The organism is Luteimonas sp. TWI382 (assembly GCF_039674545.1).
GTDB lineage: Bacteria > Pseudomonadota > Gammaproteobacteria > Xanthomonadales > Xanthomonadaceae > Luteimonas.
In genome coordinates, this window is record NZ_JBDJNS010000029.1 from 27512 (window position 1) to 46361 (window position 18850).

The following is an 18850-nucleotide window of genomic DNA, read 5'->3' on the forward strand; positions in this document are numbered from 1 at the left end:
AATACCATCGATTTGTACCTCGGCGGCCGGGCGCTCTATCCGGAGGGCATCGGGACAGGCGGATGCCTTTCGATGCGACGATGCGCCTGAAAAGAAGAGCCGCCGGTGCGCGATGTCCATGGTCGACATGCGGACACCGCGCCGCGCGTCCCGCTGGCACGCGGGGACGGCGCGGCGGGCGCCTTACAGCCGGAAGCGGATGCCGAGCATGTAACTGCGTTCGGGCGAGGCGCGGTCGCGCAGGAACTCCGGGCTGCCGAAGTAGTTGTGGGTCTTGCCGCCCAGCAGGTTGGTCGCCTCCAGAAACACCGTGACGTTCTCGTCCATCGCGTAGTTGAGCGCAAGATCCAGCCATGCCTCCGGGCCGTGGAAGACCTCGTTGGGCTGGTCGCCCGACGCGCTGAAGCTCACCGCGTAGTCGTCGCGCCAGTTGTAGGCCAGGCGGGCGGAGAACGCGTCGTACTCGTACATCAGCACCGCATTCCAGGCCCGCTTGGACACGTTCGCCAGGGGCTGCATGACCCCATCGGGCGACTCGGCCTCCGCATCGAGCCATGTCGCGTTCAACTGCGTGCCCAGACCCGACCAGGCGCCGGGCAGGAAGTCGTAGAACTGCGTATAGCCGATCTCCACGCCGCGCAGCGTGCCGCTGCCGGTGTTGCGCGGGCGGGTGATCTGGTACGTGGTGCCGTCGATCGTCTCGTCCTCGGCGTAGTTCTGCACATAGCCGTCGACAGCGCGGTGGAACGCGGCCAACGACAGCAGCGCGTTGTCCTGGAAGTACCACTCCAGCGACGCATCGAGGTTCTTCGACTCGACCGGCGCCAGGTCCGGATTGCCGCCACTGCCGCGCGCAGGCAGTGTGTCGGTGGACTGGAACAGCGCCAACTGCGGGTTGAGGTCGGCGAAGCGGGGCAGGGTGATCGACTGGCTGTGCGACAGGCGCAGCATCAGGTCCTCGCGCAGCGACAGGTTGGCGCTGACGCTTGGCAGCCATTCGTGACGCGCGCGCGTGGTCTGCACCGGCGTCTCGACGCCGTCGACGAGCGAGGTGCCGTTGATCTGGCGCTCCAGCCGCACATGGCGCACGCCGATCCGGCCGTCGATCGGAATTGCGCCGATCGCGAATCCGTAATTGGCCTGCAGGTAGGCGGCGTGGTTGTCCTCGCGGTTGTCGAACTGCACCGCCGGGTTTGCAGGCGGCCGGTCGGGGCCGTGGCCCATGGCCTGGCGGATCAGCGCGGTGTGGCCGAGCAGAAAGTCGCGGTTGGCGCCCAGCCAGCGATCGACGCCGACATCGCGGTCCCCGTCGAGGATGTTGCCGGGCGTGACCTGCGCCAGGCCCGGGATGTCGGACATCCGGATCGGCGCGCCACTGAGGTTGTCGCGCGCGCCCGGATCGCCCCCGATGTTGGAGGCATTGCGTCTGGCCAGGCGCACACCGGCGTCGAGCGAACTGACGATGCCGCCGTCGAAGGCGAAATTGGCGTCGGCGCGCCACGCCCACTCGTCGCCCTCCTGCCGGCTCCAACTGTCGTAGTACTGGCTCAGCCGCCAGGCATCGGGATCGGTGACGTCGTAGGCCGACCCGTCGGCATTCGTGGCCGAGGTGAACGGCACGCCGCGGCTGCTGTCGATGGTCAACCGCGGCACCGTGGTCATGAGGTCGAGCACCATCGAGCGGTTGTCCGATTCGCTGTAGGTGTAGGCCAGCTCGCTCGACAGCTTCAGCCGCTCGCCCTTCCAACTGCCGCCGATCGCCGCTTGCCAGGTGTCGGAGCTGTTCTGGTGGGCCTGGGTGCTCGACAGCACATCGCTGTCGCGCAGTTCGACGCGCTGCAGGATGTCGTTGCCGGGCTGGGTGGCCAGCGAGTCGGTGTTCTCCGGCGTCAGCGATCCGGGGAACGGCATCCAGTAGTTGACCCGGGGTGTGTTGCGATAGCCGACGTAGAAGCCCTCGGCCCACAGCTCGGTGTTGTCGCTGGGGGCCCACTGGAACGCGACGTTCGCCGCCTTGCGCCGTCGGAAGCCCTGCGCCTGCAGGTTGCCGGCATTGAACGGCACCAGCAGCTGCCGCGACGGATCGCGCGGGTCGTCGACGCGGTCGTAGGTACCGTGGAAGGTGTTGGACTCCAGATACGGTGTTTCCTGGTACGACACCGCGCCGAGCACGCCCATGCGCCCGGCCCCGGTCTCCCACTGGCGGCTGCCGGTGAGGCTGCCGTTGGTCGCGGTCTCGCGCGCCTGGCCGGCATACAGCGTGGAGACGCTGCCGGCGAGCGTGCTGTCCTCGTCGAGGTCGAACGGACGGCGCAGCCGGATGTCGACCGCACCGGCGATGCCGCCTTCGATCTGCTCGGCGCCGCTGGTCTTGTAGACATCGACCTGCTGCAACTGATCGGCCGGGATGTCGGCCAGCGCGACCCCACGACCGGTGGTGGTGAAGATGTTGCGGCCGTTGAGTGTGGTGACCACGTTCGGCAGCCCGCGCACCAGCACCGTGCCCACTTCCGCGCCGCCACGCTGGACCTGCACGCCGGTGATGCGCTGCATCGCCGCCGCGACGCTGTTGTCGGGCAGCTTGCCGATGTCCTCTGCGACGATCGAATCGGTGATCTGCGCCGCGCCGCGCTTGGCGTCGAGCGCGCCGGCAACACTGGCGCGCACCCCGCGTACCTGGACCGCGTCGAGATTCTCGACCTCGTCCGCTGCAGGATCGGTGTCGGGGGCGCCGGTCTGCGCGAACGCGGGCGTGGCGAGGATGGCGGTGGCCAGTGTGGCCAGCGCCACGCGGCGGGGGTGGGAGTGAACAGCGAACGTCATCGTACTGCGGAGCCCTCTGTGATCGTGGATCGTCGAGGTGCGCATGTCCGCCTGACCGCAGGCGCGAGGCCGCGCCGCCGGACAGTGCCGGCAGCCACGCCACCTCGCCCTTCGCGTTCCCATCACATCCAGGAACGGGCGCGGATTAGACCAACGCGAATCTTAGGATCGTGTCGAGAAGTCGTAAGCGCGATGTCGCATGCCGGCATGCAATCCCTGCAATCCCATGCGCGCGCGTGCCGTTGCAATCACTGGCGCGCCACGTGCGCGGGCCTAGCGTGGCGTCCTTCCCCCGACTTGGAGACGTGACGATGAACCAGCCCGCACAGCAGCAGGCCGTGCCCGGCGTCGAGCGCAAACTCGACCCGCCCGCCGACCACGGCGAGGACAGCTATCGCGGCAGTGGGCGGCTGCAGGACAAGATCGCGATCATCACCGGCGGCGACAGCGGTATCGGCCGCGCGGTCGCGCTGGCTTACGCGCGCGAGGGCGCGGACGTGCTGGTGAGCTATCTGAGCGAGGACGAAGACGCGCAGGAAACGCGGCGTCTGGTCGAAGCGGCCGGCCGTCGCTGCGAACTGATGCCCGGTGACATCGCAGACCCCGCGCATTGCCGCGCGATCGTGCGCAAGGCGGTCGAGGCCTTCGGCCGGATCGACGTGCTGGTCAACAACGCCGCCTACCAGATGACCTACGAATCGCTCGACGAGATCCCCGACGACAAGTGGGACTACACCTTCCAGGTCAACGTCAGCGCGATGTTCCACCTGTGCAAGGCGGCGGTACCGCACATGAAGCCGGGGGCCTCGATCATCAACACCAGCTCGATCAACTCCGACAAGCCCAATCCGACCTTGCTGCCGTACGCGACCACCAAGGGCGCGATCGCCAACTTCACCGCGGGTCTGGCGCAACTGCTGGCCGACCAGGGCATCCGCGTCAACTCGGTCGCGCCCGGCCCGATCTGGACCCCGCTGATCCCCTCGACGCTGCCGCCCGACGCGGTGGCCGAGTTCGGCAGTCAGACGCCGCTCAAGCGCCCCGGGCAGCCGGCCGAGTGCGCACCGATCTACGTGCTGCTGGCGTCCGACGAAGCCAGCTACATGACCGGCGGCCGCTATGCAGTCACTGGTGGCATGCCGATTCTGTAGCCGAGCAGCTTTCTTCACCTCGGCATGGCGGCGACAGGCGCATATCCCCTCGCAGCCTGCAATCCTGCAGGCGCGAGGAGGCTGTCGTGGACAAGAATCGCAGCGAAGGCATGAAGAACCAGGTCAAGGGCACCGCGAAGGAAGTGGCCGGCAAGGTCACCGGCAACACCGGCAAGGAAGTCGCCGGCAAAGCGCAGAAGACCGCCGGCAAGGTCCAGAGCGCCGTCGGCAAGGCCAACGACAACGCCCGCAAGGGGCGCTGATTCCGGTCTCCCTCCCCCGCACTGCGGGGGAGGTCATCGACATTGCCGCAACCATCCGCACCCACCGCTCGCCTCCCTCCCCCGCACTGCGGGGGAGGGTTGGGGAGGGGGCCGCCATTCGCGAAATGCCCGAGCCCCCACCCGATGCCTGCGGCATCGACCTCCCCCGCGAAGCGGAGGAGGTAACCGCCATCGTCTCAACCATCAGCACGCGCCGCTCGTCTCCCTCCCCCGCATCGCGGGGGAGGGTTGGGGAGGGGGCCGCTATTCGCGAAATGCGCCCGCCCCCACCTGATGCCCGTGGCATCGACCTCCCCCGCGAAGCGGAGGAGGTAACCGCTATCACGACCGCCCCGCGATGCAATGCGCATCGCCGCCCGCTCGCAGCGCGCGCGCATAATCGGAGCGTCCTACGATCGAGTTTCCGGAGTCCGACCATGCGCATCCATCCCCTCGCCCTGACGCTGTCGCTGCTGCTGCCCGTCGCTGCCTGCACCGACGCGGCGACGCCCGCGGCGGCCGACACCGCCGCCGCGCGGCCCGCCGAGACAGGCGCGATGCCGGTCGCGCAGGCGGCCGACACCCAGGTCCTGCCGCGTATGCGTGTGCACAAGACCGCCACCTGCGGCTGCTGCGGCAAGTGGGTCGAGCACATGCAGCGCGACGGCTTCGAAGTCGAGACCCTCGATGTCGAGAACCTTGCCGCGGTCAAGACCCGCCTGGGCGTGCCCGACGCAATGGCGTCCTGCCACACCGCCGAGATCGACGGCTACTTCGTCGAAGGCCACGTGCCCGCCGCCGACGTGCGCCGGCTGCTGGCCGAGCGCCCCGATGCGCGCGGCATCGCGGTGCCGGGCATGCCGATGGGCTCGCCCGGCATGGAAATGCCCGATGGGCGCAGTCAGGCCTACACCGTCGAACTGGTCGCCGCCGACGGTACGCACCGCCCGTTCGCTGAGCATCCGGCCCGGTAGGCCCGCCGGCGCGAAGCCTCGCGGACCTGAATCGCCGGCCCGGAAGGCACCCCATTCACGCGACTGCGCCGCATAATCATCGGCCGCACGCTGCCTGCGCGCGGCCTGTTTTCGTTGCCCGGAGTCCTGCATGCGCGTTCGTTCCCTGACGCTGGCCCTGTCGTTGCTGCTGTCGCCCGCGGCGTTTGCGCAACAGACCGCGCCGCCCCCCGCGGATGCGACCCCGGCACCGGCCCAGGACACGCCCGCCGAGCAGACCCCGCCGCAGGGCGAGGCGCAGGACGCGACGTCGGCACCGGACGACGGCGCCCCCGACGATGCTCAGGCGGCCCGCGAGGTCGCCGCCAGCGACGACCCGGACGCGATCGAACACGCCTCCAACCGCGTACCGCTCGAAGAGATCCGCCGCTATGTCGGCGTCTTCAACGCCGTGCGCCAGGCCTACGTCGAGCCGGTCGAGGATCGCAAGCTGATGGCCTCGGCCATTCGCGGCCTGCTGCTCGACCTCGACCCGCACAGCGTCTACATGGAAAAGGATGCCGCCGAGGCCTTCGACGAAGGCACCAGCGGGGCCTACGAAGGCATCGGCGTGGAGGTCATGTACCTGCCCGACGGCAGCATGCGCGTGATCGCGCCGATCGACGGCACACCGGCCGAGAAGGCCGGCATCCGCGCCGGCGACGTCATCGTCAGCGTCGATGGCCGGGCACTCACACCGACCGACAACGAAGGCCATGGCCCGCTGCGCGGCGCATCGGGCACCGCGGTGGTGCTGGGTGTCCTGCGCGATGGCGAGCGCACGCCGCTGGAGATCCGCGTCCAGCGCGAGACCATCCGCGTGGTCAGTGTCCGCGGCCGCCTGCTCGAGCCGGGCTATGGCTATGTGCGGGTGAGCCAGTTCCAAGTCGATACCGCGGCCACCTTCAGCCGTACCGTCGGCGACCTCGCCAGCCAGAGCGGCGGTCGCCTGCGCGGCCTGGTCATCGACCTGCGCAGCAACCCCGGCGGCCTGCTGACCTCGGCGGTGCAGATCGCCGACGACCTGCTCGAAAGCGGCGACATCGTCAGCACCCGCGGCCGCATCCCGATCAGCGACGCGCAGTTCAGCGCCACGCCCGGCGACATCCTCGATGGCGCGCCGGTCGTCGTGCTCGTCGATGTCGGTTCTGCCAGCGCCTCGGAAGTGCTGGCCGGCGCACTACGCGACAACGGCCGCGCCCGCGTCGTGGGCAGCCGTACGTTCGGCAAGGGCTCGGTGCAGACCGTGCTGCCGCTCGACAACGGTGACTCGGTCAAGCTCACCACCGCGCGCTACTTCACTCCCAGCGGCCGCTCGATCCAGGCCCGCGGCATCGACCCGGATGTCGTGCTGCGCCCCGAGAAGGCCGACACCGAGGGCGACGCTCCCCGCGCCGCCAGCGCCTACACCGAAGCCACGTTGCCGGGCCATCTGCGCGGCGACGAGGAAGACGGCAGCACCGGCGGCGACGCCCTGCCGGGCGATGCCCCGATCGCTGCAGCGCTGGCCGAGCTCAAGAAGCCGTGGACCCCCACGCTCCCGACGCCCGAGCCCGCGGCGGCGAGACCGGCTGCGAACTGACAGCGTCGGTCGGGGCCGGCGGCGGCCACGCAGGCCGCGCCGACCTCCGTCGTGCCCGGACCGTTCTGGCCTGGGCGCGCGATGCGCAGTCCACACGGTGACCGCTCCAGCGCTGCTGCCCGGCCGCCGAGGGCGTTGGGACGACATCCGCCCGGACGCGGACGTGGTCGACGAACGGCGGAGCGCCACTGCGCCCGCGCCCCCGAAGTCTCCGGCGTTCACCCTGCGTCGCTACGCAGAGACGCATGCCTCCCAGAGAAAGGCTGCGCGGGGTCGAGCCTTGCGCAGACCTCAGCGGTGCCGAAGACGATTCAACCCGCTGGATCGACACCATCGACGATGGTGATATGCGCGATGCAGGCCCCGTCGCGTTTCGACTTCGCAAGCTGGTACTCCGGCGAGCGATAGCACGCAGTCGCCGTCTCCAGGTCCGGGAACTCGATGACCACATGACGGCCGAAGCCGCCGCCTTCCAGCGACTCGCTGCGACCACCACGCGCCAGGAACTTCGCGCCGTACTTCCGGAAGGCGGCCGGCGCCAGGGCGGTGTACCCGCTGTAGGCGGTCGCATCCAGCACTTCAACGTGTGCGATCCAGTAAGCGGGCATGTCAGGCCTGCGCGTCGCTGGCGAGGATGCGGCGCGCGATGGTCGCCACTTCACTGATGTGTTCTGCGACACGCGTCTTCGCCAGCACGGGATCCCTGTCGATGCAGATCGCATCGCAGATGGCATCGATCCGCGACTGCCCGCTCCGCTCGCGGCGGTTGTCGCGCAGGGTCATCGCACGCAGGCGGCTGATCCGTCCGTTGAGTCGCCGCACGATATCCCAGGCAATGCCCTGGTTGGCGGCGACGAAGATGGTCTCGTAGAGGTGCGAGGAGGTGCGCAGAATCTGGGCCATGTCCTGGGCCGCGGTGGCCGTCTGCAGAGCCTGCTGCGCGCCGCGGATGCGCGCGACGATGTCGTCGGTCAGGGCCCCGGTACAGGCCGCGACCGCGCTTTGCTCCAGCAGCAGCCGGATCTCGTAGACCTGGTGCGCGGTGGACCAGTCCAGCGGCGCGACGATCGGGCCTTTGTTGGCCAGGACGTCCACGAGCCCTTCGGCCTGCAGATGCCGGATCACCTCGCGCACCACGCTTCGGCTGACGCCGAGCTGTTCGCAGAGCGTGCGTTCGACCAGCCTGGCGCCGGCGGCGAAGTGTCCGGTAATGATCGCGTCCCGCAGCCGTTCCAGGCATTTCTCGCGCAGGGTGATGGGCGCGTGGTCGATTTTGAGGTCCATTCGGATGTCCTGGGCGTGAGGGGGCGAAGGGGCGCCGAGGTGCGAGACGCGCATACAGGCGGTCGGTATACCGCATCCCAAAGGCCATTGCTGCACGCGTGCGAGCCGCCGGGCCGCAACTGCCCGACACCGCTGCGGCGCGCCGTTCCACCTGAATGGGACGGGTGACCTTCGACAGGGTTGCCACCCCGTCGTCTTGGTATACCATCATACCGTACACCTAAATGCGCATCCGCTCCGCCAGAGGTCACGCTGTGAAACTGATCCGCAAATCCGTGCTCCATGTCGAAACCGTGTTCGTGGACGGCGAGGCCGACGCGCCCAAGCCCCTGAAGATGGTCGGCGTGGCAGCGGTCATCAAGAACCCGTGGCATGGCCGTGGCTACGTCGCCGACCTGTCTCCGGAAATCCGCGAGCTTGGCCCGCAACTGAGCCAGCATCTGACCGACCTGATCCTGGGCGAGGTCGGTTCCGGCGAGGCCGTCGAGGCGTTCGGCAAGAGTGCGGTGGTCGGACTGGACGGCGAACTCGAACACGCCTCGGCGCTGATCCATACCCTGCATTTCGGCAACATCTTCCGCGGTGCGGTGGGGGCGAAGTCCTACCTGGCGTTCACCAATACCCGCGGTCCGGCGAATGCGCCGATCTCGATCCCGATGATGGACAAGAACGACGAAGGCCGTCGTTCGCACTACCTGACCCTGCAGTTCTCAATCCCGGATGCGCCGGCCGCCGACGAGCTTGTGGTCGTGCTCGGTGCGTCCACCGGTGGGCGCCCCCATCACCGCATCGGCGATCGCTACACGGATCTGGAAGCGCTGGGTCATGACGTCAAGAATCCTGCCGCTGTCTGACGGCCACCACGTCCACATGCTGGCGCAGGGCCGCGGCGAACCGCTGGTGTTGATCCACGGCGTGGGCATGCAGGCTGCCGCATGGGGACCGCAGGTCGCGCACTTCGCCGACCGCTACCGGGTGATCGCGGTCGACATGCCCGGTCATGGCGGCAGCGCCCGCCTGGGCGGCACCCCGGGTCTGGCGGACTACGTGCGCTGGATGATCGAAGTGATCGAGACGCTGGACGTGGGGCCGGTCAACCTGGCGGGCCACTCGATGGGCGCGCTCATCGCCGGCGGTGTGGCGATCGAGCGCCCGGCGCTGGTACGCCGTCTGGCGGTGGTCAACGGCGTGCACCGGCGCAGCGATGCCGCACGCGCTGCGGTCGTGGCGCGCGCCGAGCAACTGCGCGACGGACATCTGGATATCGACACACCGCTGCAGCGCTGGTTCGACGTGCCCGACGCGCCGCCCGCGCTGGTCGAAACAGTGCGCGGGTGGCTGGAACAGGTCGATCTCCAAGGCTATGCCGATGCCTACCGCGCATTCGCGCGTGGCGACCTGCTCTATGCCGACCGCTGGTGCGAGGTGCAGTGCCCGACGCTGGCGCTGACCGGCGCCGACGACCTCAACTCCACCGGTGCGATGGCCGAACGCATGGCAGGCCTCGCAGCGCGCGGCCATGCCGTGATCCTCGAAGGCCAGCGCCATATGGTCAATCTCACTGCGCCCGACCTCGTCAACCGCGCGATGTCGGACTGGCTGGCCGCGCCGCCCTGAGCGCGGCATCCGTCAAGAACCTGGGAGGGAACAAGATGGACTGCACCACCAAGGAACTCCGCGACGCGTTCGGCGCGTTCATGACCGGCGTCACCGTCGTCACCACAACCAATACGGCAGGCACGCCGCTCGGCTTCACTGCAAACTCGTTCGCCTCGGTGTCGCTGGACCCACCGCTTCTGCTGGTCAGCATCGCCAACAGCTCCGGCAACTACGACGCTTTCGCCAACGGCGGACACTTTGCGATCAACGTGCTTGCCGAAGGACAGAAGCAGGTCTCCAGCACCTTCGCCAGCCGCGTCGATGACCGCTTCGGTAGCGTCCAATGGCGCATGAGCGAACACGGCAACCCGCTGCTTGACGGCGTTGGCGCCTGGTTCGACTGCACGACACACTCGGTCGTGCCGGCTGGCGATCACGCCATTCTGATCGGCCGCATCGAGGCCTTCGCATCGAGCGGCCAGGCCGGCCTGGGCTACTACCGCGGCGGCTACTTCACCCCGGCAAAGATGGCGGCCGAGGTGATCGGCGGCGCAAGTGTGGTCATCCACGCCGTCATCGCCCATGAGAACCGTGTGCTGCTGGCGCGCAATGGCGACGGGCAATGGGCACTGCCGTGCGTCGACGCAGCAGACCGCGGCGCGGACGAGGCACTTCACGCCCTGTTCGAACGCTACCAACCCGGGGCATCGGCGAACTTCGTCTATTCGGTCTATCGCAACACCGAAAGCCGGCAGCAGTTCGTCGCCTTCCTGTGCAGCACACCGGACGCATCGCCGCGCGAAGGCCGCTACATCGCGCTGTCCGACGTGGCCGCGCTCGACATCGCCGACCCTGCGGTGAAAAGCATGCTCGAGCGCTACTGCAGGGAAAGTCGGCTCAAGAACTACGGCGTCTACTACGGCAACCACCACAACGGCGTCGTGCGCGATGCCCAAGGCCAGGAGATCTGACATGCGCTTTTCGTTGTTCATCCATATGGAGCGCGTCTCCGACCAGCAGACGCAGAAGCAGTTGTACGACGAGATGATCGAGCTGTGCCGGATTGCGGACGAGGGCGGCATGCACGCCATCTGGACCGGTGAACACCACGGCATGAACTTCACCATCGCGCCGAACCCGTTCTTGAATCTTGTCGACCTCGCACGCCGCACCAAGCACGTGCGCCTGGGCACCGGCACGGTGGTCGCGCCGTTCTGGCATCCGATCAAGCTCGCCGGCGAAGCGGCGATGACCGACATCATCAGTGATGGTCGCCTGGAGCTGGGCATCGCTCGAGGCGCGTACGCGTTCGAGTACGAGCGTCTGCATCCAGGTCTCGACGCCTGGGGCGCCGGCGGTCGCCTACGCGAGCTGATTCCCGCGATCAAGGCACTGTGGGAAGGCGACTACGCCCACGATGGCGAGTACTGGACGTTTCCCAAGACCACCTCGGCGCCGCAGCCGCTGCAACAGCCGCATCCGCCGATCTGGGTGGCCGCGCGCGATCCCAACAGCCACGAGTTCGCGGTCGCCAACGGTTGCAACGTGCAGGTCACACCGCTGCATTTCGGCGACGAGGAAGTCGAGAAGCTGATGGGCCACTTCAATGCGGCCTGCGAGAAGTTCGGCGACGTGCCGCGCCCGCAGATCATGCTGCTGCGCCACACCTATGTGGCCGAGGGCGAAGCAGATGCGCAACAAGCAGCCGACGAGATCAACGTCTTCTACAACTACTTCGGGGCGTGGTTCAAGAACGAGCGCGAAATCACCCAGGGCCTGATTGCGCCGCTGAGCGAGGAGGAGATCGCCGCCCATCCGATGTACTCGCCCGAGGCGATGCGCAAGAACAACGTCATCGGTCCGCCCGAGGAAGTGATCGCCCGTCTGAAGACCTACCAGGCCATGGGGTACGACGAGTACGCGTTCTGGATCGATACCGGCATGAGCTTCGAGCGCAAGAAGGCGTCGCTCGAGCGCATGATTCGCGACGTGATGCCGGCGTTCCGGTGAGGGATGGCCATGACTGCCCCGTTCGCCCTGTACATCGACGGCCGCTTTGAGCCCGGCGCCGCGACATTCGACAGCCTCGACCCGGCGACGGGCCGGGCCTGGGCACAGATGCCCGAGGCGCGCACCGATGAAGTCGAGCGCGCCGTGGCCGCGGCAGACCGCGCCCTGCAGGACCCTGCCTGGGCCGGATTGACCGCATCGCAGCGCGGACGTCTGCTGCATCGTCTGGCCGACCTGCTCGAGCAAGCTGCGCCCGAGCTGGCCGAGCTCGAAACCCGAGACACCGGGAAGATCATCCGCGAGACCCGGGCACAGATCGCCTACGTCGCCGAGTACTACCGCTACTACGCCGGCATCGCCGACAAGTTGCACGGGCATGTGGTGCCGATCGACAAGCCGGACATGCAGGTATGGGTCAAGCGCGAGCCGTTGGGCGTGGTGGCCGCGATCGTGCCCTGGAACAGTCAGCTGTTTCTCTCGGCGGTGAAGCTCGGCCCGGCGATCGCCGCCGGCTGCACGATGGTCCTCAAAGCCTCGGAGGAGGCGCCCGCCCCGATGCTCGCATTTGCGCGGCTGATCCATGACGCAGGGTTTCCCCCGGGCGTGGTCAACATCATCACCGGCTTCGGCCCCGAGTGCGGCGCCGTGCTCAGCCGCCATCCCAAGGTCAGCCTGGTCGCCTTCACCGGCGGGCCGGAGACCGCGCGCCACATCGTCCGCAACAGCGCCGACAACCTGGCCAAGGTGTCCCTGGAACTGGGCGGCAAATCACCGCTGGTGGTGTTTGCCGACGCCGACCTGGAAAGTGCGGTCAACGCGCAGCTGGCAGCGATCTTCGCGGCCAGCGGACAAAGCTGCGTCGCCGGCTCGCGCTTGCTGGTCGAGGCCGGCATCAAGGACGCGTTCCTGGCCCGCCTCGTCGAGAAGGTCGAAGCGATCCGCATCGGCGCGCCGGGCGATGTCCAGACCGAGTACGGCCCCCTGTGCACCGAGCGCCAGTTGCATACCATCGATGCGGCGGTTGCCCGGTCGATCGAACAGGGCGCGCGCCTGCTGACCGGTGGGCGGCGCATCGAACGCGACGGGTTCTACTACGCCCCCACGGTGCTCGACTGCAGCGGCGTGACGCAGGCGATGAGCGAGATCACCGAGCTGTTCGGACCGGTCCTGTCGGTCGATGTGTTCTCCGACGAGGCCGAAGCGATCGCCAAGGCCAACTCGACCGAGTACGGATTGGCCGCAGGCGTGTTGACGCGCGACCTGACGCGGGCCCATCGCATGGCGCACGCGATCCGTGCCGGCGTCGTCTGGCTCAACACCTACCGCGCGGTCTCCCCGCTCGCCCCGTTCGGCGGCTACGGCCTGTCCGGGCACGGCCGCGAAGGCGGCGCCGACGCGGTCCTCGACTACACCACCACCAAGACGGTGTGGCTGCGGACCTCCGACGCCCGCCTGGGCGATCCGTTCGTGATGCGCTAGCCGACCGGCGCGGCGGATCGACGTGGGTCGCGCCGCCGGTGCGGCGTCGCGACCGCCGATCGTATGCACCGGTTGTTCGTTTCATCCACGCCCGCAGCCCCTTCCGGGGTGATGTGTGACGCCGTCGGGGAGGGCCCGCGGTGCGGCAGCCAACGGGGATATCAGCGTATGCAGCAGGACCCGAATCAGCAGGTCACAGGCGTCTTCGCGATCGAAGGCAACGCCATCGACTATGTGTCACCGCGACAACGCCACGGCAAGGCGATCGATCTGTTCACCTTGTGGTTCTGCACCAATGTCGCCCCGCTGGCGGTGATCACCGGCGCCATGTCGGTCATGGTGTTCGAGCTCGATGTCATCAGCGCATTGCTGGCAATCACCGCCGGGCACCTGTTCGGCGCCGTGGTGCTTGCGCTCACGTCGGCCCAGGGCCCACTGGCCGGCATTCCGCAGATGATCCAGAGCCGCGCGCAGTTCGGTCGCCACGGCTCGCTGTTGGTGGTGCTGTTCACCACCATCATCTACCTGGGCTACTTCGTCTCCAACATCATCCTGTCGGGCAAGACGCTGCACGCGGTCGTACCGGCGATCCCGGTCTCGGTGGCGACCGTGATCGGTGCGGGCCTGGCGACGCTGATCGGAGTGGTGGGCTACCACCTGATCCACGTCTTCAACCGCATCGGCGCCTGGTTCATGGGCGGTGCACTGCTCATCGGCCTGGCACTGATGATTCCGCACCTGACGCCCGACGTGCTGCAGCAGGGGCGTTTCAGCGCCGCGCCGTGGTTCTCGATGTTCGGTATCTGCGCGGTCTGGCAGATCAGCTTTGCACCGTATACATCGGACTACTCGCGGTATCTGCCGCTGGCCGAGGGCCGCGTCAAGCCATTCGTCTATACCTATCTGGGCGCGTCGCTCGGCACGATCTTCTCGTTCGTCTTCGGCATGGTCGCGGTGAGCATCGGCCACCAGGGTGATGCGATGGAAGCGGTCAAGGCGCACACCGGCATGTTCGGCGCGGTGCTGATGGTGCTGTTCCTGTGCAACATCATCGGCCACAACGCGATGAACCTCTACGGCGCGGTGCTGTCGTTCATCACCGCCATCCAGACCTTCGTCGCTGACTGGGTGCCCAAGGGGCGCGCCCGCATCGCAATGTCGATGATCGTGCTGGTGCTGTCGACCGGATCGGCGCTGTGGGCATCGAGCGACTTCGTCTCGCTGTTCATCAGTGGCGTCTTCGCGATCCTCTTCGTGATGGCGCCTTGGGTGTCGATCAACCTGTTCGACTTCTACGTTCTGCATCGCAACGGCTACGACATCAAATCGATCTTCGCCGCCGACGGCGGCGTCTACGGGCGCTTCAACTCGCGCGCGATCACAGCCTACGTGATCGGCATCGTCGTGCAGCTGCCGTTCCTGAAGAACCCCTGGTTCCATGGGATCTGGGCGGATGCCTTCGCTGGCGTCGATGTGTCCTGGGTTCTGGGCATCGCGTCCAGCGCGACCGTCTGCGCGCTGTTCCACGGCATCCGGCCGCTGCCGCGCTATACCCCGACAAGCCTGCCGCCGGCCTGACACGCCCAGCCGCCCCATGCGTTCACGCGCCGGACGACCGGCGTCACAGACCCCGGAGTCTCCATGCAACTCGAGCACAGTCCACTGTTCCGCCAACAAGCCCTCATCGACGGCAGATGGTGCGATGCCGACGATGGCGCAGTATCGGCGGTCACCAATCCGGCCACGCAGGCCATCATCGGTCATGTGCCGACGATGGGCAGTCGCGAGACCGCGCGCGCCATCGCGGCCGCCGCGAAAAGCTGGCCGCACTGGCGCGGCCTGACGGCGAAGGAGCGGGCCCGGATTCTCAAGGGCTGGTTCGATCTGATTGTCGAACACGCCGACCCACTTGCGCGCATCCTCACCGCCGAGCAGGGCAAGCCCCTGGCGGAGGCGCGTGGCGAGATTCTCTACGCGGCGAGCTTCATCGAGTGGTTCGCCGAGGAAGCCAAGCGCGTGTACGGCGACGTCATCCCGAGCCCTGACCGCGACGCGCGCATCGTGGTGACCAAGCAGCCGGTCGGCGTCGTCGCGGCCATCACTCCGTGGAACTTCCCCGCCGCGATGATCACCCGAAAGGTTGGGCCGGCACTTGCCGCCGGATGCCCCTGCATCGTCAAGCCGGCGCTGGAGACGCCTTTCACCGCGCTGGCGCTTGCGGACCTTGCGCTGCAGGCCGGTGTGCCGGCCGGCATCTTCAGCGTGGTCACCGGCAACGCGCGCGCCATTGGGGATGCCTTCTTCGAGAGCGATGCGGTGCGCAAGTTCACCTTCACCGGCTCCACCCCGATCGGCAGGCTGCTCTATGGCAGGGCGGCCGCGACGATGAAGAAGGTATCGCTGGAGCTTGGCGGCAACGCCCCCTTCATCGTGTTCGACGACGCCGATCTCGACGCCGCGATCGAAGGCGCATTGCTCGCCAAGTTTCGCAATGCCGGCCAGACCTGCGTCTGCGTGAACCGCTTCCTGGTGCAGGCCGGCATCCACGATGCATTCGTCGAGAGGTTTGCCGAACGCATCGCGCAACTGAAGGTGGGCCAGGGCAGCGAGCCGGACGTGCAGATCGGCCCGCTGATCAGCGAACAGGCCGTGGTCAAGGTCGAGTCGCAGGTGCAGGATGCGCTCGCCAAGGGCGCGCGATGCGTGTCGGGCGGCGAACGCCACGCTCTGGGGGGCGCGTTCTACGCGCCGACCCTGCTCGAGGGCGCGACGCCCGAGATGCTGGTCGCGCGCGACGAAACCTTCGGGCCGCTGGCTGCAGTGTTCCGCTTCGACACCGAGGCACAGGCGATCGCACTCGCCAACGACACCGAGTTCGGTCTCGCCGCGTACTGCTACACGCGCGATCTGGGCCGTGCGTGGCGCATGAGCGAACAGCTCGAGTACGGCATGGTCGGTATCAACAGCGGCGCGATCTCCAACGAAGTCGCGCCGTTCGGCGGCATCAAGCACTCGGGCCTGGGCCGCGAAGGCTCCAAGTACGGCATCGAGGACTACCTGGACATCAAATACAGCCTGTTCGGCGGAGTGGGAGCATGAGCAAGACACGCTACGAAAAAGGACTGGCGATCCGGCGTCAGGTGCTGGGCGATGCTTATGTCGACAAGGCGCTGGCGACCGCCGATGCCTTTGGCGAGCCGCTCCAGTCCCTGGTGACCGAGTACTGCTGGGGCGAGATCTGGAGTCGGGACGGACTGGCACTGGCCGAACGCAGCCTGGTGAACCTGGCGATGATCTCGGCGCTCAACCGGCCGCACGAACTGAAAGTGCACATCAAGGGTGCGCGGCGCAATGGCGTGAGCGAAGAGAAGATCCGCGAGGTGCTGCTGCAGGTGGCGATCTACTGCGGCGTCCCCGCCGCGGTCGACAGCTTCCGTGTCGCACGCGAGGCATTGGCCGAGTTCGCGAGCGAACAGAGCTGACACGTGGCGAGGCGTCGGGCGGCGCCTGTGTCTCGCACGCATTCCGCAGTCACCATCACAATGACCGCGCTGCCTGCAAGCTGCGCGGCGGGGGAGCGAGCATGTCCGTCATGCGCTTGGTGTGGGGCGTCATCGGTGCAGCACTGCTGCCGACAGTTGCGCACGCAGAGTCGACATTGAAGCCGTTCGCAGTGGTCGACGTGTTCTACCAGCACGTGGACACCGGCGAAAGCTGGCAAAGCGACTTCGGGTCCAACGGCTACCTGGCCAGCCGCTTCGGCGTGGCGGGCGGTACCGACGCCGGGCCGGTGACGCTGAACTTCCTGCTCGAAGCCGGCTTCAACCCGTCCGAAGGCACACTCACGCGCACCGGCAACGCACTGTTCAACCGGCAGGCATGGGCGGGCATAGGAGGCGACTGGGGCGAACTGCGTTACGGCACGCAGAATGCCCTGATGTTCGTGCACTCCGACCGGCTCGATGTCGCCGAGAACGGCACCCATGCATCGGCGCTCAACAACTTCGCCTGGTACACCTATCGCACCCCCGACACGCTGTCCTACACGACGCCCAAACTGGGCCCCTGGCGGCTGTCCGGCTATTGGGGCAGGGGCGATGACGACCCGCGTCGTCCCGGGGCAAGCCGCCAGTTCGCGGCCACCTACGATCGCGGCCCTTGGCAGGGCGTTCTCGCCGCGCAGAGCCTCGACGGCCCCGGCGGCAACCGCCGCTTCTCGATGTTCGCTGGCGGCAACTACCGCAGCGGCGATCTCACCTGGTACCTCGGCACACACTCGGCGCGCTGGGGGCAGGAAGTCGACATCGATGCCGCCGAGGTTTCGGTGAAGTACGCGCTCAACGACAAGGACATCATCGGTGCCGGCGTCGGTGTCCTGCACGACCGTAGCGGGCGCGGCGATCACGCTCGTCAGGTTGGCGTGCTCTATCGGCGCACGTTCAACAGCCACCTGATCGGTTACGCCGGCTACAACGTACTGCAGAACCGTGGGCAGGCGAGCTATCGCTTCGCCGGTGCCGCCACGGCCGGCCTGCCGCCCGACCAGCCGGGCGCGGACCTGCGCGGCCTGCAGCTCGGTTTCACACTGATGCTTTGAGCGCCAACGCCCAGCAGGTCCAACCGCGTCAGTCGGGGGTCGGGACGGCGGCAGTGGGATCGGCATGCCCGTTCGCGCCGATTACCGTTCCGATGGGAAATCCCTACGGGCGCAGGCGTGTCGCGCTGGCATCTTCGTTACGCTCGGCGCGCGGGCGTTGCGGGGCGCGCTTGTCTGAGCCTGATCTGCATCGCTCGCGAGATGCCAAAGGTTCGGCCCCTTTGGGACGACGCCTGCGGCCGCAGCGATCGGTGTGTCGCTCGCGTGCGGAGGAAGGCTGGGCAGCCGTCCAGGGACATGTTCGTGTGGGCGTCGATGCGGAGCGCGCCTGCTGCAGTGTTGAGTGCGTTGCTGGGCCGGTTGGGGCCGACAAGCGGCGCTCGATCACCGCGCAGGAACCGTGAATTCTTGAGCCAACAGCCACTTGGCGGTGGCGAGATCACAAGGCGTCATCCGGGGCCGCAGGATGGCGCGCCTGGAGGGATTCGAACCCCCGACCAATGGCTTCGGAAGCCACTACTCTATCCGGCTGAGCTACAGGCGCGTCGTGCGGCCGACCACCGCAAAGCGGGGAGGCGGTCGGGGATTGTAGCCCAAAGCGGGAGGCTGCAACGCATCCCCTGCACTTGTCCGCCCAGGGCGGGCCCTATGGCGATTGTGGTCGCTGGTGGCAAGCCGGCCACATTGGCGTATGGCCGCCATGTCGCGATGCGGGGCGCCGAGGTGGCGTCCTGCGCTGGTGCATGGGATTGCACGGTTGGGGCTCAGCGTCTGCGTTACGCCACCGTGCAACGGGCAGGTGGCCGCGTCGGGAAGGAGTATGACGACGCGCCGCTCGGCCAAACCGCAGGAGTTCTCGCTGGATGAACGGCCACACTGCATCGACGGGACGCCGCATCAGGCTGCAAGGGGGCGAATGGCTGCGGTTCTATAATGGGGCGCCCTGTCGGATGTTTTGCCATGTGCGGAATCGTCGGTGCGATCGCGGATCGCGATGTGGTCCCGGTCCTGGTCGAGGGCCTCAAGCGGCTGGAGTATCGCGGCTACGATTCGGCCGGCATCGCGGTGCT

At 67.7% G+C, this 18850-nt stretch carries 16 protein-coding genes and 1 tRNA gene; 13 read left to right on the forward strand and 4 right to left on the reverse strand.

Features of this window, described 5'->3' with window-relative positions; genetic code table 11:
- Positions 1-183: 183 nt before the first annotated feature.
- Entirely contained in the window at positions 184-2823 is a 2640-nt protein-coding gene (locus ABE505_RS14950; protein WP_346445273.1) for a TonB-dependent receptor, read from the reverse strand.
- A gap of 311 nt (positions 2824-3134) precedes the next feature.
- Here ABE505_RS14950 and ABE505_RS14955 point away from each other — a divergent pair, with 311 nt between their 5' ends.
- From ABE505_RS14955 to ABE505_RS14970, 4 genes are all read left to right on the forward strand, one after another.
- A complete protein-coding gene (locus ABE505_RS14955; RefSeq protein WP_346445272.1) occupies positions 3135-3974 on the forward strand; it encodes an SDR family oxidoreductase in 840 nt (279 codons plus the stop codon).
- Between the two features lie 86 nt (positions 3975-4060).
- Positions 4061-4237 carry a CsbD family protein gene (locus ABE505_RS14960; protein ID WP_346445271.1) on the forward strand — a complete coding sequence of 59 codons (177 nt, stop codon included), beginning with the start codon at positions 4061-4063 and terminating at the stop codon, positions 4235-4237.
- A 557-nt stretch (positions 4238-4794) separates the two neighbouring features.
- Positions 4795-5211 carry a DUF411 domain-containing protein gene (locus ABE505_RS14965; RefSeq protein ID WP_346445304.1) on the forward strand — a complete coding sequence of 139 codons (417 nt, stop codon included), beginning with the start codon at positions 4795-4797 and terminating at the stop codon, positions 5209-5211.
- 130 nt (positions 5212-5341) lie between these two features.
- Complete coding sequence (locus ABE505_RS14970) at positions 5342-6811, forward strand: S41 family peptidase (protein WP_346445270.1); 1470 nt, start codon at positions 5342-5344, stop codon at positions 6809-6811.
- Between the two features lie 311 nt (positions 6812-7122).
- Here the strand turns inward: ABE505_RS14970 and ABE505_RS14975 are convergent, their stop codons facing one another.
- Together ABE505_RS14975 and ABE505_RS14980 are read right to left on the reverse strand one after the other, a co-directional pair.
- Positions 7123-7419, reverse strand: a complete 297-nt coding sequence (locus ABE505_RS14975; RefSeq protein WP_346445269.1) for a DUF1330 domain-containing protein — start codon at positions 7417-7419, stop codon at positions 7123-7125.
- A 1-nt stretch (position 7420) separates the two neighbouring features.
- Positions 7421-8095, reverse strand: coding sequence for a GntR family transcriptional regulator (locus ABE505_RS14980; RefSeq protein ID WP_346445268.1), 675 nt, complete (start codon positions 8093-8095; stop codon positions 7421-7423).
- Positions 8096-8349: 254 nt separating this feature from the next.
- Here ABE505_RS14980 and ABE505_RS14985 point away from each other — a divergent pair, with 254 nt between their 5' ends.
- From ABE505_RS14985 to ABE505_RS15025, 9 genes are all read left to right on the forward strand, one after another.
- A complete protein-coding gene (locus tag ABE505_RS14985) occupies positions 8350-8949 on the forward strand; it encodes an amino acid synthesis family protein (protein ID WP_346445267.1) in 600 nt (199 codons plus the stop codon).
- Positions 8921-9712: an alpha/beta hydrolase gene (locus tag ABE505_RS14990; protein ID WP_346445266.1), complete on the forward strand. Its 792-nt coding sequence runs from the start codon at positions 8921-8923 to the stop codon at positions 9710-9712. Before ABE505_RS14985 ends, ABE505_RS14990 begins: the two co-directional genes overlap by 29 nt.
- 35 nt (positions 9713-9747) lie before the next feature.
- Positions 9748-10665, forward strand: coding sequence for a flavin reductase (locus ABE505_RS14995; protein WP_346445265.1), 918 nt, complete (start codon positions 9748-9750; stop codon positions 10663-10665).
- Between the two features lies 1 nt (position 10666).
- Positions 10667-11704, forward strand: coding sequence for an LLM class flavin-dependent oxidoreductase (locus ABE505_RS15000; protein ID WP_346445264.1), 1038 nt, complete (start codon positions 10667-10669; stop codon positions 11702-11704).
- Between the two features lie 9 nt (positions 11705-11713).
- Entirely contained in the window at positions 11714-13183 is a 1470-nt protein-coding gene (locus ABE505_RS15005; RefSeq protein ID WP_346445263.1) for an aldehyde dehydrogenase, read from the forward strand.
- A gap of 168 nt (positions 13184-13351) precedes the next feature.
- A complete protein-coding gene (locus ABE505_RS15010) occupies positions 13352-14761 on the forward strand; it encodes a cytosine permease (RefSeq protein WP_346445262.1) in 1410 nt (469 codons plus the stop codon).
- Between the two features lie 63 nt (positions 14762-14824).
- Positions 14825-16282, forward strand: a complete 1458-nt coding sequence (locus ABE505_RS15015; RefSeq protein ID WP_346445261.1) for an NAD-dependent succinate-semialdehyde dehydrogenase — start codon at positions 14825-14827, stop codon at positions 16280-16282.
- Entirely contained in the window at positions 16279-16665 is a 387-nt protein-coding gene (gene pcaC / locus ABE505_RS15020) for a 4-carboxymuconolactone decarboxylase (protein WP_346445260.1), read from the forward strand. Before ABE505_RS15015 ends, pcaC begins: the two co-directional genes overlap by 4 nt.
- A 101-nt stretch (positions 16666-16766) precedes the next feature.
- Positions 16767-17780: a porin gene (locus ABE505_RS15025; protein ID WP_346445259.1), complete on the forward strand. Its 1014-nt coding sequence runs from the start codon at positions 16767-16769 to the stop codon at positions 17778-17780.
- Between the two features lie 467 nt (positions 17781-18247).
- Here ABE505_RS15025 and ABE505_RS15030 read toward each other — a convergent pair.
- Positions 18248-18324: transfer RNA gene (locus tag ABE505_RS15030), tRNA-Arg, on the reverse strand.
- Positions 18325-18850: the final 526 nt, after the last annotated feature.